The sequence below is a fragment of the Pseudomonas sp. 10C3 genome (genome assembly GCF_036346185.1).
In the GTDB taxonomy this organism is placed as follows: Bacteria; Pseudomonadota; Gammaproteobacteria; order Pseudomonadales; family Pseudomonadaceae; genus Aquipseudomonas.
In genome coordinates this window covers 26286-42027 of sequence record NZ_JASJVE010000010.1, presented here as the reverse complement: position 1 = coordinate 42027, position 15742 = coordinate 26286, and the positions used below count along the sequence as shown (strand labels likewise).

13 protein-coding genes are annotated in these 15742 nt (G+C 58.8%); 6 read left to right on the top strand and 7 right to left on the bottom strand.

Annotation, left to right across the window (positions count from 1 at the left end):
- Positions 1-19 precede the first annotated feature (19 nt).
- From QN399_RS11430 to QN399_RS11405, 6 genes are all read right to left on the bottom strand, one after another.
- Positions 20-901 carry a symmetrical bis(5'-nucleosyl)-tetraphosphatase gene (locus QN399_RS11430; RefSeq protein WP_322182479.1) on the bottom strand — a complete coding sequence of 294 codons (882 nt, stop codon included), beginning with the start codon at positions 899-901 and terminating at the stop codon, positions 20-22.
- Positions 901-1281, bottom strand: coding sequence for a Co2+/Mg2+ efflux protein ApaG (apaG, locus tag QN399_RS11425; protein ID WP_322182477.1), 381 nt, complete (start codon positions 1279-1281; stop codon positions 901-903). The genes QN399_RS11430 and apaG overlap by 1 nt, the downstream gene beginning before the upstream one ends.
- A gap of 142 nt (positions 1282-1423) precedes the next feature.
- Positions 1424-2230 (bottom strand): 16S rRNA (adenine(1518)-N(6)/adenine(1519)-N(6))-dimethyltransferase RsmA, encoded by an 807-nt coding sequence (rsmA, locus tag QN399_RS11420; RefSeq protein WP_219064366.1) that lies wholly within the window; start codon positions 2228-2230, stop codon positions 1424-1426.
- Positions 2227-3216 (bottom strand): 4-hydroxythreonine-4-phosphate dehydrogenase PdxA, encoded by a 990-nt coding sequence (gene pdxA / locus QN399_RS11415; RefSeq protein WP_322182473.1) that lies wholly within the window; start codon positions 3214-3216, stop codon positions 2227-2229. Before pdxA ends, rsmA begins: the two co-directional genes overlap by 4 nt.
- Positions 3213-4553: a peptidylprolyl isomerase SurA gene (surA, locus tag QN399_RS11410; RefSeq protein ID WP_322182471.1), complete on the bottom strand. Its 1341-nt coding sequence runs from the start codon at positions 4551-4553 to the stop codon at positions 3213-3215. Before surA ends, pdxA begins: the two co-directional genes overlap by 4 nt.
- Positions 4534-7332 (bottom strand): LPS-assembly protein LptD, encoded by a 2799-nt coding sequence (locus tag QN399_RS11405; protein ID WP_322218275.1) that lies wholly within the window; start codon positions 7330-7332, stop codon positions 4534-4536. Before QN399_RS11405 ends, surA begins: the two co-directional genes overlap by 20 nt.
- Positions 7333-7460: 128 nt before the next feature.
- Here QN399_RS11405 and QN399_RS11400 point away from each other — a divergent pair, with 128 nt between their 5' ends.
- From QN399_RS11400 to QN399_RS11390, 3 genes are read left to right on the top strand one after another with little or no spacing between them, the layout of a single operon-like run.
- The gene (locus tag QN399_RS11400) at positions 7461-8486 is read left to right on the top strand and encodes a phosphotransferase (protein WP_322182467.1); all 1026 of its coding nucleotides are present in this window, start codon (positions 7461-7463) and stop codon (positions 8484-8486) included.
- 19 nt (positions 8487-8505) lie between these two features.
- Positions 8506-9189: an N-acetylmuramate alpha-1-phosphate uridylyltransferase MurU gene (gene murU / locus QN399_RS11395; protein WP_322182465.1), complete on the top strand. Its 684-nt coding sequence runs from the start codon at positions 8506-8508 to the stop codon at positions 9187-9189.
- A complete protein-coding gene (locus QN399_RS11390) occupies positions 9190-9957 on the top strand; it encodes a DnaJ domain-containing protein (RefSeq protein ID WP_322218269.1) in 768 nt (255 codons plus the stop codon). It begins immediately after the preceding gene.
- A 202-nt stretch (positions 9958-10159) separates the two neighbouring features.
- On the opposite strand, the gene QN399_RS11385 is transcribed toward QN399_RS11390, so the two are convergent.
- Positions 10160-11143 carry an alpha/beta hydrolase family protein gene (locus tag QN399_RS11385; RefSeq protein ID WP_322218266.1) on the bottom strand — a complete coding sequence of 328 codons (984 nt, stop codon included), beginning with the start codon at positions 11141-11143 and terminating at the stop codon, positions 10160-10162.
- Positions 11144-11264: 121 nt separating this feature from the next.
- Here QN399_RS11385 and QN399_RS11380 point away from each other — a divergent pair, with 121 nt between their 5' ends.
- The 3 genes from QN399_RS11380 (at position 11265) to QN399_RS11370 (ending at position 15692) form a co-directional block, all read left to right on the top strand.
- Positions 11265-13688 carry a PAS domain S-box protein gene (locus QN399_RS11380; protein WP_330200947.1) on the top strand — a complete coding sequence of 808 codons (2424 nt, stop codon included), beginning with the start codon at positions 11265-11267 and terminating at the stop codon, positions 13686-13688.
- Between the two features lie 32 nt (positions 13689-13720).
- Positions 13721-14350 (top strand): response regulator transcription factor, encoded by a 630-nt coding sequence (locus QN399_RS11375; RefSeq protein ID WP_219064357.1) that lies wholly within the window; start codon positions 13721-13723, stop codon positions 14348-14350.
- Between the two features lie 217 nt (positions 14351-14567).
- Positions 14568-15692, top strand: coding sequence for an ABC transporter ATP-binding protein (locus tag QN399_RS11370; protein WP_322182456.1), 1125 nt, complete (start codon positions 14568-14570; stop codon positions 15690-15692).
- Positions 15693-15742: the final 50 nt, after the last annotated feature.

Here is a 15742-nt window from a genome sequence, read left to right as displayed (position 1 = left end):
TTTGGCTGGAAAGTGGATTCTAACGCTGGCTGGTGGTTTGTGACCCGGCACCCGCAATTGAGGCAGGATTGGCGCGTGCCAGGCCCTTGTTGTCGCAATCGCAACGGTGCAGTTCACCGCTATCAACGTTGAGCAAGGTCATGGCGCTGCCCCAGACACAGCCCGTGTCGAGCGCAATCACGTTGGGATCGGTGCACTTGCCTTCAAGGGCCGCCCAATGGCCGAAGATAATCTTCACGTCACTGGTTTTACGATCCTTGTAACTGAACCATGGGGCATAACCGGGCGGGGCGGTGTCTGCACCTTCCTTGCCTTTGAGGTCGAGCTTGCCGTCGCTGGTGCAGAAACGCATGCGTGTGAAGTAGTTGGTGATCACCCGTAGTCGCGTCACGCCGCGCAGGTCTTTGTCCCACTTGGCAGGTTCGTTGCCGTACATGCCATCGAGGAAAGGGTCGAGCAGGTTGTCGTCACGCAGTGCTTCTTCGACTTCGCTGGCGCATTTGAGCGCTTTTTTCAGCGTCCACTGGGGTGGGATGCCGGCATGCACCATGGCGATATTGCGTTCGGCGTCGTAATGCATGAGCTTTTGCTGGCGTAGCCAGTCAAGCAGGTCGGCGCAATCAGGTGCCTCAAGCACTTCGCGCAGGGTATCGCTTTTCCTGAGGCGCTCGATATTGCGCGATGCCGCAAGCAAGTGCAGATCATGGTTGCCCAGCACGCAGACCAGCGCGTTGCGAATGCCGAACAGGAAACGCAGGGTTTCGAGTGATTGCGGGCCGCGATTGACCAGATCCCCCACCAGCCACAGGCGGTCTTTACTCGGGTCGAAGGCGACATGTTCGAGGAGGCATTGCAGGGGTTCCAGGCAGCCTTGCACGTCACCGACGGCATACACCGCCATCAGTGCAGGACTCCGGGCACCGCCAGGCGAAAGGGTGCAATGACTGCCTCGAAACGTTTGCCGTCTTCGGCCAGCATTTGATAACTGCCTTGCATGTTGCCGACTTTCGTCATCATGACCGTGCCGCTGCTGTAGGTATGGCTTTGCCCGGCCTTGATCAGGGGCTGTTGGCCAACCACGCCATCCCCCCGAACTTCCTCGACATGACCATCACCGTCGGTGATGACCCAGTGCCGGGAGAGCAGTTTTGCGGGCAGTTCGCCACTGTTGTGCACCGTGACGGTGTACGCGAACGCGAAACGGTTCTGCTCGGGTTGCGACTGTTCTACGAGGAAGCGAGTGACGACGCTGACGTCGACCTGATAACGGGGATCGGACATGCAAGAGGCCTTGAAAGCAAAAGCGGAGAAAGGCGGACAATACCGGTGAAATCCAGTCTAGGGTATTTAGGAGGTAAAAAACCAACCCTCTGCGGGCTGTGTGCCCGCAATGGCGTTTTTACCTCCTGGATACCCGGACACTTTACTCTGCGATGGGTTGTTCGCTCAGTTTGTCCGCCAGGCGGACAAAGGCTGCAAGGTCCAGTTGTTCTGGACGCAGGCTGCCATCGACGCCAGCAGCTGTAATCTCTTCGCTGCTGAGCAAAGCCTTGAGTGTATTGCGCAGGGTCTTGCGGCGCTGATTGAAGGCTTCACGTACGACGCGTTCGAGTAAGCGATGATCCTTGGCCGGGTGCGGCAGGACGTCGTGTGGCACCAGACGCACAATGGCCGAGTCGACTTTAGGTGGCGGATTGAACGCACCAGGCCCAACGTTGAACAGGTGTTCGACGCGGCAGTGGTACTGAACCATGATCGACAGACGACCATAATCACCACCGCCAGGGCCTGCGGCGAGACGCTGGACCACTTCTTTTTGCAGCATGAAGTGCATGTCGCGGATCAGATTGGCGTTCTGCAGCAGATGGAAGATCAGCGGCGTGGAGATGTTGTACGGCAGGTTGCCAACGACTCTCAGGCTGTTCGGCGCCGGGTTCAGACTGGTGAAGTCGAACTTCAGTGCGTCGCCCTGATGCAGATGGAAGTTGGGCTTGTTGCCAAACTGATGCATGAGGATCGGGATCAGGTCCTTGTCCAGCTCAACCACATCCAGTTGTGCGCCGCTGTTGAGCAGGCCTTCGGTCAGGGCGCCTTGGCCCGGGCCGATTTCCAGCAGGCGATCTTCCGGGCGGGCGCGAATCGCACGCAGAATTTTATCGATCACACCCGCGTCGTGCAGGAAGTTTTGCCCGAAACGCTTGCGCGCCCGGTGTTGGAATTGCTCGGTCATGAATGCGTCTCGGCCATCTGGTAGGCGGTTTCCAAGGCGACCTTCAGGCTGCCGGTGTCGATCTTGCCGCTGCCGGCCAGATCCAGTGCGGTGCCGTGATCCACTGATGTGCGGATGATCGGCAAGCCCAGCGTCACGTTGACGGCGGCACCGAAACCTTTGTACTTCAGTACGGGAAGGCCCTGGTCGTGGTACATCGCCAGCACTGCATCGCAGTGCTCCAGATATTTGGGGGTAAACAGAGTGTCGGCAGGCAGTGGGCCGCGCAAATCAAGGCCCTCACTGCGCAGACGCTCCAGAGTAGGTTCAATGATGTCGATTTCTTCGCGGCCCAGGTGTCCGCCTTCGCCGGCATGCGGGTTGAGCCCGCAGACCAGAATGCGTGGCTGGGCAATGCCAAACTTGTTGACCAGATCGGCGTGGAGGATACGCGTAACGCGCTCCAGTCGCTCCGGCGTGATCGCATCGGCCACCTCACGCAGCGGCAGGTGAGTGGTCACCAGTGCTACGCGCAAGTCGCCGGTGGCGAGCATCATCACGACCTGTTCGGTGTGTGTCAGCTCGGCGAGGAATTCGGTGTGGCCTGAAAAGACGATGCCTGATTCGTTGATGACGCCCTTATGCACCGGTGCGGTAATCATCCCGGCAAAGTCGCCATCAATGCAGCCCTGTCCGGCGCGGGTCAGCGTCTGCAGCACAAAGGCAGCATTGGCTTTGTCCAGTTGGCCTGCGGTCACAGGCGCCTGCAAGGGCGTGTCCCAGACGTACAGGCTGCCAGCCGGGGCGGGCAAGTCTGGCCAGGCATCGGGGGTCACCGGCAGCAGATTGACGGCCACACCCAGCAACGCGGCCCGCTCCAGGAGCAGGTCACGGCTGGTAATGGCAATCAGGGGGTGCGGCTGAGGTTGCGAGGCGAGCAGCAGGCACAGGTCGGGACCTATACCGGCCGGCTCGCCGGGTGTCAGAGCAAAGCGCTGTGGCTTCACTGCACAGCCTGACCAGCTTGGCCGGTCTGCTCAGCGCCTGGGAGCTTGATCTCAACGTAGGCTTCGTCGCGAATCTGACGCAGCCAGGTTTGCAGCTCTTCATCGTATTTACGGTTGCGCAGCACCGTCAGTGCCTGCTGGTCACGGGCTTGATCCGTGCTGTCGGTGGCGCGGCGGCCAAGGACTTCAAGAACATGCCAGCCGTAAGGCGTTTTGAACGGTTTGGACAATTCGCCGGCTTGAGTATTGGCCATGACTTCGCGGAACTCAGGAACCAGGGAGTTTGGATCTACCCAGTTCAGGTCGCCACCATTGAGTGCAGAGCCCGGGTCTTCGGAGAAGCTTTTTGCCAGCTCACCAAAGTCGTCGCCATTCTTGATGCGCTCATACAAGCGCTCGGCCAGACGATGTGTTTCTTCTTCGCTGCGGATTTCGCTCGGTTTGATCAGGATGTGGCGTACGTGCACTTCATCACGCATCAGCGATTTACCCTGGCCGCCGCGCTTTTCCAACAGCTTCAGGATAATGAAACCACCGGGTGTGCGTGCTGGCGGTGTTACATCGCCAACCGGCATGGAGCCCAGCATTTCGCCGAACGGTGGTGGCAACTGAGCGGCTTTGCGCCAGCCCATATCACCGCCGTCCAATGCGTTTTCGCTTTTGGACTTGGCAATCGCCATCTGGCCGAAGTCAGCGCCGCGCTTGAGTTGATCGTAAACATCCTTGGCGTCGCTGGCCGCCGCCTGGATCGCCGACGAAGATGCGCTGTCGGGAGTGGCGATCAGGATGTTGGCGAGGTGGTATTCCTCGGACATTTGCATCTTGCCCATATCGGAAGCCAGGAAGTTCTTCACTTCCTGTTCCGATACCTGGATACGCTCCTGAACCCGGCGCTGACGCACCCGGCTGATGATCATTTCCCGGCGGACCTGTTCGCGAGCGTCGTTATAGGACAAGCCGTCATGAGCCAACGCGGCGCGGAATTGATCCAGGCTCATGTTGTTGCGTTGGGCAATGGTCCCGATGGCCTGGTTCAGCTCTTCATCGGTGATCCGGATGCCGGAGCGATCACCGATTTGTAGCTGGATATTCTCCACGATCAGGCGCTCGAGCACTTGCTGGTCCAGAACGCTCGCAGGCGGCACACCAGAGCCACGTTTGGCAATGGTTTGCTGTACCTCACGGACCCGCTGGTCCAGCTGGCTTTGCATGATCACGTCGTTATCGACGATGGCCACGACCTTGTCGAGGGGCTGCACCGCAGCATGCGCTGCGGTGCCCAGGAGTAGCGCGCCCAACATGAGCGGGCGCAGACAGTTAGAAAGCTTTGTCTTCACGTTCTTGATAACCCTGAATGCCTTTGTCGAGGAAGGATTCAACTTTGGCGCCAGTAACACCGCCCAGTCCCTTCAACACAACTTGTAAGAAAATGCCGTGGTCGCCTTTTTCGTTCTGAGGCGCTTGTTGGCTGAACTCGTCATAGTTAACCCAGTAACGGTTGATCAGACGCAGCTTCCAGCAGCAGTTGTCATATTCAAAGCCACCAAAGGCTTCGAGGGTACGGTTGCGGTTGTAGTCGAACTGCCAGCGGCTGATCGCGCTCCATTGCGGCACGATTGGCCAGATCACCGAGAAGTCGTGTTGCTGGATTTTGTAGTAATCCTTCACATAGCCCGGTTGGCCTGGGGTGCCGTAATCGCCACCACCAACGTTCCACTTACCGGTGCTCTGGTCATAACGTACCAGGTCATTACGGTAGCGGTAACCGGCGTTGATGATCTTGCCTGGGCTGTCTTCAGGCTGGTAGTGCATCATCGCGCTGCCAGAACGGGTGCTGCGGCTGTCCGGATCCCAGTTGAAATCGGACGTCGCGCGCCAGTCGCGGTTGAAGCGGTATTCGTATTCCAGTGCATAAGGCGATACGTTGGCCAGAGCATCGGCACGCGTACGGTAATCAATGCCTGGCAGTTGTACCTTGCGATCCTTGAAGTACATCGCTTGACCGATGCTGAAGCGTTGGCGTTCGAAGCCATTGTCTTCAATCCAGCGGTTGGTGATGCCCAAGGACAGTTTGTTCTCGTCACCAATACGGTCGGAGCCCACGAAACGATTGTCGCGGAACAGCGATGCATAGTTGAACGTGGTTTCGGCGGTGTCGAAAACCGGGATGTCGTTCTGGTCTTTATCCGGCACGTAGAGGTAGAACAGGCGTGGTTCCAATGTCTGGCGGTAATTTTTGCCGAACCACTGGGTGTCCCTGTCGAAGTACAGGCCGCTGTCGATGCTGGCAATCGGTATGGCACGATCTTGCGAGCTGTTGAACGTCTCCTGGGTAGGCGATGTCAGGTTCGCGTTCGACAATAGATAGTCTTTACCTTGGCTATCAAGACTCAGATCGTACTTGGTATAAACATATTTGAGCGACGGCTTGATAAAGCCATACGTCCAGTTCAGCGGCAAGCTGACAGCAGGCGCAAGATTCAGGCGATCGCCGTTGGCACGCGCGAGGCCGGCTACGTTGGTATCGAGACGTGGACTGATTCCGCCATCCTGGTCGACAAAATTACCTGTCTCCAGATTCCGGTCAAAACGTACAGCTTCGGTCTCGTAAGCGAAGTTCAACCCGCCCGGATGATACGGCAGCGCACCATTGATGGTGAGTTGCGGCAGGCGATTGTACGGTGTGATATCCGCAACGGTCGCCAGCTTGAAGGCCTGCATGTTGAACCGTGCGGTGTAGGTATCGCCGCGCCAGGTCAGGGAACCTTGCTGATTGATGTAGTCAGTGTTCTTGATACCAATCTGATCGGTCTGCAAATCCTGGAAGTAGTACGGATCGCTGATGTCGGTGTAGTCGACCTGACTCATCAGGCGCGAATCCAGACCGCCCTTGTGCTGCCAGTTGATCATCCAGCGCGTGTCTTTGTAGTCCGTCTGCAGTTGGCGATCATTGTCTTTATCGTTGAGGTACGCGGCGCCTACTTGGCCCTCGGATGTTTTGGTCAGGTAGCGGAACTCACCTTCCATCAACAAACCGCGTTTACCCATGTAGCGCGGGTACAACGTGGCATCGTAGTTCGGTGCCAGGTTGAAGTAATACGGCGTAACCAGCATCAGGCCCGTCTTGCTGTTGCTGCTGATAGACGGAGGCAGGAAACCAGACTGACGACGATCATCGATCGGGAAATAAATGTACGGGGTGTAGAAAATCGGTATGTCTTTGACCCGCAGCGTCGCGTTGGTCGCGGTACCGAAACCCGTGGCCGGGTTCAAGGTGATGTTATTACCCTTGATTTCCCATGCGTTGCTGCTCGGTTCGCAGGTGGTGTAAGTGCCGTCCTTGAGTCGAATGATCGCGTTCTCGGCACGCTTGGCGTACAGCGCGCTCCCACGGACATTGGACTTGTGCATCACGTATTCGGCGTTGTCGACTTTGGCTTCGCCGGTATCGAGCTGCATCTCGGCGTGGTCACCCACGATCAAGGCGCCGTTCTGGCGAAGACGGACATTGCCGTTCAGTTCGCCACGGTTTTCTGTCTGATAAAGGCTGGCTTCTTCAGACTCGGCCTGTAGGCCACCTTGACGCAATACGACGTCACCGGCCAGGGTCGCGACCTGTTCTTCCTGTTGATAACGAGAGGCCTTGGCACCGACGAACATCGGCGCGTCGCTCATCTTCGTCTTGTCATTCATGCCAGGACGGATCGGCTCGACGTAGGCACCTGAACAATAGGGGCCTGTTTCGGCCAATTGAGCCGGGGTAAGTTTCTCCCGCGGAACCCAATCCAGGTGGCTGTAGTCAGCACTGCGCGACTTCAGGCCTCGGCCTTTGGCTTCGGTGACCAGTGTGGGGGTGGCTTTTTCGCCGCCACGGGAACCGCTGTCCGAAGGGCCTTGGCCGGTCGAACTGACAGCGTCCGTGCTATGCACGGGCCGCGGCGGCAGTTGAGCAGCGTTGGCTTTCGGCGCGCAATCCCAGGTGCCCGAAGCAGAGACTGAGCAGTCATACTGTTCCGCGGCAACCACGAATTGAGTGGCTAGAGGTTGCATCGCCAGCAAACTGCCGGTTACGAGCAACGGAAATTTTTTACGGAACGCGGGGGATTTCAATGCCATCTTATTAGTCCGGGCTTCCTGCGTGCCATCTGCCGGCGGGGGGCCGCACGCCTCTCGATGGGCTGAAAAAGATGTCGGATAATAAAGCATGACCCGCTTGACGGCTAGCGCCGTCGGAGACCCTAGCAATGCCAGATCAAGATGTACGCCTGCAACACCTGAAAGTTTGGCTCAATGATCAGTTACACACGCTGTTCGCAGCTCAAGGCTGGGGCGCTGTACCCCCGGCCACGTTGACCGCCGCCAGCAGTGATGCCAGTTTTCGGCGATATTTCCGTTGGGAGGGCGAAGGTCGAACTTTTATTGTGATGGATGCGCCTCCACCCCAGGAAAACTGCAAACCCTTCGTGGATATCGCTCATTTATTGGCTAAATCAGGAATTAATGTTCCGAAAATTTATGCCGAAGACCTGACACGAGGCTTTCTCCTGCTCAACGACTTGGGTCGCAAGACCTACCTCGACGTGATCAATACCGAGAATGCCGACGCGCTGTTCGCCGATGCGTTCGACGCGTTGCTGGCCTATCAGCAGTTGCCGATGGACGCACCGTTGCCGAGCTATGACGTCGCGCTGTTGCGCCGCGAGCTGGAACTCTTCCCCGAGTGGTATGTACGTCGTCATCTGGGCGTCGAGATGAGCCCCGCACAGCTGGGGGCGTGGCAGCGGGTCAGCGATCTGTTGATCGACAGCGCGCTGGAGCAACCCAACGTGTTGGTGCATCGCGACTATATGCCGCGCAACTTGATGCACAGCGAGCCGAACCCTGGCGTGCTGGATTTTCAGGATGCGGTGTATGGGCCGGTGACCTATGACGTGACCTGCCTGTTCAAGGATGCATTCTTGAGCTGGCCCGAGGAGCGTGTGCGCGGCTGGTTACTGACGTATTGGCAAGCAGCCGGCAAGCTGGGCATCCCGGTGCAGACGGAGTTTGAAGATTTTCTGCGGGCCAGTGATCTGATGGGCGTGCAGCGACATTTGAAAGTTATCGGTATTTTTGCGCGTATTTGCCACCGTGACGGCAAGCCTCGCTACCTGGCCGACGTGCCGCGTTTCTTCGCCTATATAGATACCGTATTGGCGCGGCGCCCGGAGCTGGCTGAGTTGGCTGAGTTGCTGGCAAGCCTGCGTCAACCTGTTGGAGTTGTTGTATGAAAATGAAGGTAGTAAGCGCATGAAAGCGATGATTCTCGCCGCAGGTAAAGGCGAGCGCATGCGGCCTTTGACCTTGCACACGCCGAAGCCTCTGGTGCGTGCGGGCGATGTGCCCCTGATCGAATATCACCTGCGGGCGCTGCTCGCAGCGGGATTCACAGAGGTGGTGATCAACCATGCCTGGCTGGGTCAGCAGATCGTGGATTATCTCGGTGACGGGCAGCGCTTGGGTTTGAGCATCCGTTATTCCGCCGAAGGCGAGCCGCTGGAAACCGGTGGCGGGATATTCCGTGCCCTGCCGCTGCTGGGCGACGAGTCGTTTTTGGTGGTGAACGGCGATATCTGGACGGATTACGATTTCACCCGTTTGCATCGACCTATCCCCGGGCTGGCGCATCTGGTGCTGGTCGATAACCCTGCGCATCACCCTGCAGGCGATTTTGCGCTGGTGGATGGGCATGTCCTGGATAGCCATGAGGTTGCCAGCCAAACCGCACCGCGGCTGACCTACAGTGGCGTGGCCATCCTCCATCCACGCCTGTTCGACGGTTGCGTGGCCGGTGCCTTCAAGCTGGCGCCGTTGTTGCGCGAAGCCATGGCGCAAGGGCAGGTCACGGGCGAGCATTTCACGGGGCGCTGGGTCGATGTGGGTACCCATGAGCGCTTGGCTGAAGTCGAGCAGTTGCTTGCGGTGAGTCGCTAAATGCTGTGGCCAGGCACGTTGATTGGCGCTGGCGCCGGTTTTGCTATCGCCAGCATTCCGGGCGCGCTGCTGGGGGCGTTGCTCGGACAGGCGCTTGATCGGCGTCTGGAGTTGCACAGCTGGGCACATCTGCGTCAGCGACTGGGTGGACGCAAGGTCCCGCGTGACGATGAGTTGCTGTTCATTCTGCTCGGTCGTTTGGCCAAGAGTGATGGGCGAGTGGTTGATGGGCATATTCAGCAGGCTCGCGTGGAAATGCGTCGACTGGGCCTGAGTGAGCCGGCGCAGCGTCGTGCGATTCTGGCCTTCAATCGCGGCAAGGAAGGGCGCGACCGCCTGCGTGGGCACCTGGGCCGCATGAAGACCCAGCCGCATGCCGCCGAAGGGTTGCTGCGAGCGTGCTGGCGCATGGCCTGGGCCGACGGCAAGGTGTCACGGGTCGAAACTGAGTTGATTGTGCTGTGGGGCAAATGGTTGGGCTGGGCAGCGCCAAGCGTTCAGGCATTGGCCGGCGAGTACGATCCGCACAAAAAGCCATTAACCCGTAGCGGTGATGACTATCAAGAGGCGCTGCAGTTGCTGGGCGTGGCAGCGGACGCAGAGCCGGCGCAGATCAAGCGCGCTTATCGACGTCTGCTCAGCCGCCACCACCCGGATAAAGTGGCGGGTACAGGGGCCAGCCTTTTGCAGGTGCGCGAAGCCACCGAGAAAACCCGTGATCTGCATCAAGCCTATATGCTGATTCGCGAGCGGCGGGATTTTCGCTGATCAGAGGTGTCAGGTGGATCGCTTTCGTGAATGAATTCACTCCCACAGTTGACCCTGTAGGCGCTGACTTGTCTGCGAATCGACTGCGCAGCAGTCGCAAAATAGCTGGACTCAGCGCCGCATGACGGTCCTGCAGGTCAGACGCGCCCCCGGTTTGCTGCGCGACAGCCCAGCCTCGAAAGGCGTGGCGGGGGTTCTTACATTACTTGGCCTCCAGCCAGCCACGAATGCGCCGGAACAGTTGCTCCTGTTCGGCGGTGTTGTTGCCCGGCAATGCCGTCAGCGCGACCTGCGTGTAGCCTTTGTTTTTCGTGCGTTTGCTCGCTTGCAGGCGTTGCAGTGCCGCCTGGCGGTATTGCGGCAAGTCCTTGTAGACGAAGTCCGCCGTTTTTACGTTCAGCGTTGTCGCCAGTTCATCCAGGGACGGCTTGGTGTCGGATGGCTCTTGCGCCGATACCATGACCAGTTTCTGGATGTTTGGCGACGGTCGCTCGCTCAAGTAGCGGGCGGCCCAATAGGCGCCGCTGCCATGCCCGACTAATACAATGCTGCGGGCTTTTTGCTGTTGCGCGTAGGCGATGGCGCTTTCAATGCGGGCGAAAATGCGCTCGGCCTCAGCCTTGGCGTGCTCTTCAGCGGCAGCTGCGCGCGCCACTTTGTCAGCTGCGTCGGCTTCGGCAGTGCTCGCGGGGTCGGCTTTTTTTGAGGACTCGCCGGTTTTGGCGTCCTTGTCCGCTGCAGTTTGATCTACGACAGCCACGGTTTCTTCGATGCGTGGCAAGCTGCCACCGTTGGCCGTATCTGGCAGGGTCAGGCTCAAGCTGTCCCAGCCAGCATCGGGAAATTTGCGCCGCAGGGGCCCTACCGCCTGTGGCCAGTCCGCCGATTCGCCAGCCCCCGGGATGATGATCACTGCGCCCTTGGGTTGAGCGACGTTGGCGGGTTTCCACAGGGCGAGGAAGCTACCGCTGTCGGCCTGCAACTCTTGTTGTTCCTGTTGCGGCAGTTGGCGTTGGAGGGCGAGGGTGTCCTCCTGGCTGCGGTCCAGCAACAGTTGGCGTTCTGCAGGTACGGCTTCGGCTGCCGGTTTGTCCGACGCTGGATCAGCGGCCATTACCGGCAAGGCACAAGGTAGTATCAGCGACAGGCATAAGGCGGGAAACGTTGCGCTAAAGGTGTAGGACATCGGATATTCCAAGCCAGAAACAATCCTCGCAGCCTAATGGGTTGATCAGCATTTGTCAGGCGTGCTCAGGGTAGTAATGCAATGCGGGACACAATTCAGGAAGCCACGGAATGAAACGCTCATGATTCGATCACTGCGATGTTGGGTTCTCGCTTGTGCATGGGGGGCCTTGATTGCTCTGCCTTTGGTGGGCGTGCCGTTCGTGGCGTCGGCCGAGCCAGCGCCAGCATCCTCTGCCGCGACGTTGAGCGTGGAGCAGCGCGCCTGGCTTGATCAGCACGGCCCGTTAAGGGTGGGTCTGGTTCTGCAGGCGCCCTATGCACAGTTTGATCGGCGCCTGCAGCAATTGTCGGGGGCCAATGTCGACCTGATGAATTCGCTGGCCAATACCCTGCAGGTCGAACTGCTCTGGCGCAATTTTCCGGATCAGGCCGCGCTGGAGAAGGCCGTGGGCGAGGGGGCTGTCGATCTGGCGCCGGGGCTGACACAAACGCCTGCTGGTTTGCGTCTATGGTTGTTTTCCGACCCTTACATGCGCGTGCCGAATCTGGTGGTCGGCGAGCGCCAAGGGGCGGGAGCAGTCGATCTGGAGAAACTTGACAGCAGTGTCCGCGTTGCCGTGCGCATGCCCAGTGCAGTCGCCGATTATTTGCGCGGGACTTACACGCACCTCAATCTGCAAGGGGTGCCTCTGGAGCGCCAGGCGTTGCAGTTATTGTTGAGTCAGCAGGCCAAATACGCCGTGATTGACGAGGCGCAGCTCAGCCGTTTGTCCATCGAACCGGATTTTGCCGATTTGGCGGTGGTGGGCGACATCGGCTTGCCGCAGCTGTTACGCGTGGCGTCGCGAAAAAACTTGCCAGAGCTGGCCGACATCGTCAGTGCCGCGCTGCACGCGATCCCCGCCAGAGACCTTGAGCAGTTGCACGCACGTTGGTTGCAGCCCAAATACCCACGGCTGACTGAGTCACCGGGTTTCTGGCAAAACCTCAGTCTGTTGTTTGCGGTGATGGGACTGGCCTGTTTTGCGATTGTGATCTGGCAGCGCCGTCAGCAACAGGAGCTGGAACACAGCCTGTTGGCTGCGCGTGAAGACATTGCTTTGCGCCAAGCCAGTGAGGCGGCGTTGCGGCTGACGCAGTTCTCTATCGATCAAAGCACGGTTGGCATTCTCTGGGTCAATTGGGACAGTCATGTGCGCTATGCCAACCGCGCCGCCGAGGCCATGCTGGGGTATGGCGTGGGCGGGGTGGTGGATCGGCCACTGATCGACTTCGAACCAAGCCTGCACATGGACCGCTGGTTGAATCTGTGGCGGCGCGCCCGTTCCGCGGAGGACAGCCCACAAAGTTTCGAGACAAACTGTGTCTGCGCGAATGGCAGTATGTTGCCCACCGATGTGTCCTTGAGTTTTCTGCGCTTTCGCGATGCTGAATACCTTGTGGTTTACCTAACCGACGTGACTGATCGGCGTAGGGCATTGGCCGCGTTGCAAGAAAGTGAAGCGCGCCTGCAAGGGATCGCGGCCAACGTGCCGGGTCTGGTGTTCCGTCTGGAGCGGGCGAACGCAGGCGATGCGCCGGAGTTCGCCTATATCAGTGAAGGCAGTGAAAGCCTGGTCGGCTATTCGCCCGCAACCTTGCGTCATAAAGAAATGGGACTGCGCAATCTGGTGCACCCGGATGATCGCGCGGGCTATCACGTCATTCAGGATCGCTCTCTGGACGGCAACAGCGACTGGTCATGGCAGGGACGCATCCTGACGCGCAATGGTGAGGAACGCTGGGCGGAGATCAAGGCCATCGCCCGGCGTCTGGAGGATGATCGTGTGGTCTGGGACGGGATCGTCTGGGACATCAGTGAAAGCAAGCGTATAGAACTGGAGCTGGCCGGTTCCCGTGAACAACTGCGCGAACTGTCAGCGCACCTGGAAAGTGTGCGTGAAGAAGAGAAAGCCCGCATCGCCCGCGAGGTGCATGACGAACTGGGGCAGATGCTGACCGTACTCAAGCTGGAAACGTCGATGTGTGAGCTGGCTTACGCCGACCTTGATCCGGGCCTGCACGAGCGCCTGAACAGCATGAAGCGCCTGATCTCGCAGCTCTTTCAACTGGTGCGTGATGTCGCAACGGCGCTGCGCCCGCCGATTCTGGATGCCGGCATTGCGTCGGCCATCGAATGGCAGGCCCGGCGTTTTGAAGCGCGCACCCAGATTCCGTGTCTGGTAGAGGTCCCCGATAACCTGCCCATGCTCAGCGATGCCAAGGCCATCGGCTTGTTTCGGATTCTTCAGGAAGCATTGACCAACGTGATGCGTCACGCCCAGGCGCATACCGTCGAGCTGAGTCTGACGCTGGATGACGGCATGCTGTGCATGACCATCGCCGACGACGGTTGCGGTTTTGTGCCCGAGCAGGGCAGGCCAACCTCGTTCGGTCTGGTGGGCATGCGCGAACGGGTGTTGATGCTGGGTGGCAGATTGCTGCTGGACAGTGAGTCCGGTGAAGGCACAACCTTGCGTGTGTACATTCCACTTGCCGATTAATTATTGAAAGCTGCTGGGCAGGAGCGTGAAACGTGATTCGTGTATTGGTAGCAGAAGACCACACCATTGTCCGTGAAGGCATCAAACAACTGATCGGGCTGGCGAAGGATCTGGCGGTGGTGGGCGAGGCCAGCAACGGTGAGCAACTGCTGGAAACCTTGCGTCATGTCGAGTGCGAAGTGGTGCTCCTGGATATTTCCATGCCAGGCGTAAATGGCCTGGAAGCGATCCCGAGAATTCGTGCCCTGAACAACCCGCCGGCGATTCTGGTGTTGTCCATGCACGACGAGGCGCAGATGGCCGCCCGTGCATTGAAGATCGGCGCTGCCGGCTATGCCACCAAGGACAGTGATCCGGCGTTGTTGCTGACGGCGATTCGGCGGGTGGCTGCCGGTGGGCGTTACATTGACCCGGATCTGGCGGATCGCATGGTGTTTGAAGTCGGCCTGACCGATAACCGTCCGCTTCACTCGCTACTGTCCGAGCGCGAGTTTTCAGTGTTCGAGCGCCTGGCACAGGGGGCGAACGTCAACGACATTGCCCAGCAACTGGCCTTGAGCAGCAAAACCATCAGCACACACAAAGCGCGACTGATGCAGAAGCTCCACGTCACTTCGCTGGCCGATCTGGTGAAATATGCAATGGAGCACAAGTTGCTCTAATCAGGCGCATGTCTGAAAGCGACACGGTTAAATCTCATATTTTGCAGGCCCTGACGTGTCGTGAAAGGTGTCGACGCGACCCGGTTACGACACCTCATACCTAATCGCGCCATCACTGTAGGGCAATCCCTACAGCAATCTCTCTTGCCCCCCGATTTGCGCGGCCAATGGTCTGATCTAGGATTAATCCACGGCAGACAAAACAAAGGTGTGGGTAATGAGCGACGTCGATTCAAGTGCTGGGGCGAGTGAAGTTCTGGTCAGCTTCCGTGGTGTGCAAAAGAGCTACGACGGCGAAGCACTGATCGTCAAAAACCTCAACCTGGAAATTCGCAAAGGCGAGTTCCTCACCCTGCTGGGGCCTTCCGGTTCTGGCAAGACCACCAGCTTGATGATGCTGGCCGGTTTCGAAACGCCAACCGCTGGCGAAATCCTGTTGGCTGGCCGGGCGATCAACAACGTGCCGCCGCACAAGCGTGACATCGGCATGGTGTTCCAGAACTACGCCTTGTTCCCGCACATGACCGTCTCGGAAAACCTGGCGTTTCCGCTGACAGTCCGCGGCTTGAACAAGACCGACGTCAGCGAGCGGGTCAAGCGTGTGCTGAGCATGGTTCAGCTCGACACCTTCGCCCATCGTTACCCGGCGCAGCTTTCTGGCGGTCAACAACAGCGTGTGGCCTTGGCCCGGGCGCTGGTGTTCGAACCACAGCTGGTGTTGATGGATGAACCCTTGGGTGCGCTGGACAAACAACTGCGTGAGCACATGCAGATGGAAATCAAGCACCTGCACGAACGCCTCGGCGTTACCGTGGTGTACGTGACCCATGACCAGGGTGAAGCCCTGACCATGTCTGACCGGGTGGCGGTATTCCATCAGGGCGAGATTCAGCAGATTGCGCCTCCGCGCACGCTCTACGAAGAACCGAAAAACACGTTTGTCGCCAACTTCATCGGCGAAAACAACCGTCTTAACGGCAACCTGGTCAGCCGCACAGGTGATCGGTGTGTCGTGGCATTGGCCCGTGGCGAGAAGGTCGAGGCGCTGGCAGTCAATGTTGGCAAGATCGGTGACCCGGTGACCTTGTCGATTCGCCCTGAGCGCGTTCGTGTGAACGGCCACAGTGAAAGCTGTGTGAACCGTTTCTCTGGCCGCGTCGCTGAATTCATTTATCTGGGTGACCACGTTCGTGTGCGTCTGGAAGTTGCAGGAAAAACAGACTTCTTCGTCAAACAGCCAATCGCCGAGCTGGATCCGGGGTTGACGGTGGGCGACGTTGTGCCAATTGGATGGCAGGTCGAACACGTTCGCGCGCTCGATCCCTTGCTGGAAGCGCATTAATTAACAGTCAGAGGCGAATCAATCGCCCCACGCATACCCAACACTGCACT

Excerpts from the sequence above, each read along its gene's own strand:
- QN399_RS11430 (WP_322182479.1), bottom strand. The coding sequence starts at position 901 with ATGGCGGTGTATGCCGTCGGTGACGTGCAAGGCTGCCTGGAACCCCTG.
- apaG (WP_322182477.1), bottom strand. The coding sequence starts at position 1,281 with ATGTCCGATCCCCGTTATCAGGTCGACGTCAGCGTCGTCACTCGCTTC.
- rsmA (WP_219064366.1), bottom strand. The coding sequence starts at position 2,230 with ATGACCGAGCAATTCCAACACCGGGCGCGCAAGCGTTTCGGGCAAAAC.
- QN399_RS11405 (WP_322218275.1), bottom strand. The coding sequence starts at position 7,332 with ATGGCATTGAAATCCCCCGCGTTCCGTAAAAAATTTCCGTTGCTCGTA.
- QN399_RS11400 (WP_322182467.1), top strand. The coding sequence starts at position 7,461 with ATGCCAGATCAAGATGTACGCCTGCAACACCTGAAAGTTTGGCTCAAT.
- murU (WP_322182465.1), top strand. The coding sequence starts at position 8,506 with ATGAAAGCGATGATTCTCGCCGCAGGTAAAGGCGAGCGCATGCGGCCT.
- QN399_RS11390 (WP_322218269.1), top strand. The coding sequence starts at position 9,190 with ATGCTGTGGCCAGGCACGTTGATTGGCGCTGGCGCCGGTTTTGCTATC.
- QN399_RS11385 (WP_322218266.1), bottom strand. The coding sequence starts at position 11,143 with ATGTCCTACACCTTTAGCGCAACGTTTCCCGCCTTATGCCTGTCGCTG.
- QN399_RS11380 (WP_330200947.1), top strand. The coding sequence starts at position 11,265 with ATGATTCGATCACTGCGATGTTGGGTTCTCGCTTGTGCATGGGGGGCC.
- QN399_RS11370 (WP_322182456.1), top strand. The coding sequence starts at position 14,568 with ATGAGCGACGTCGATTCAAGTGCTGGGGCGAGTGAAGTTCTGGTCAGC.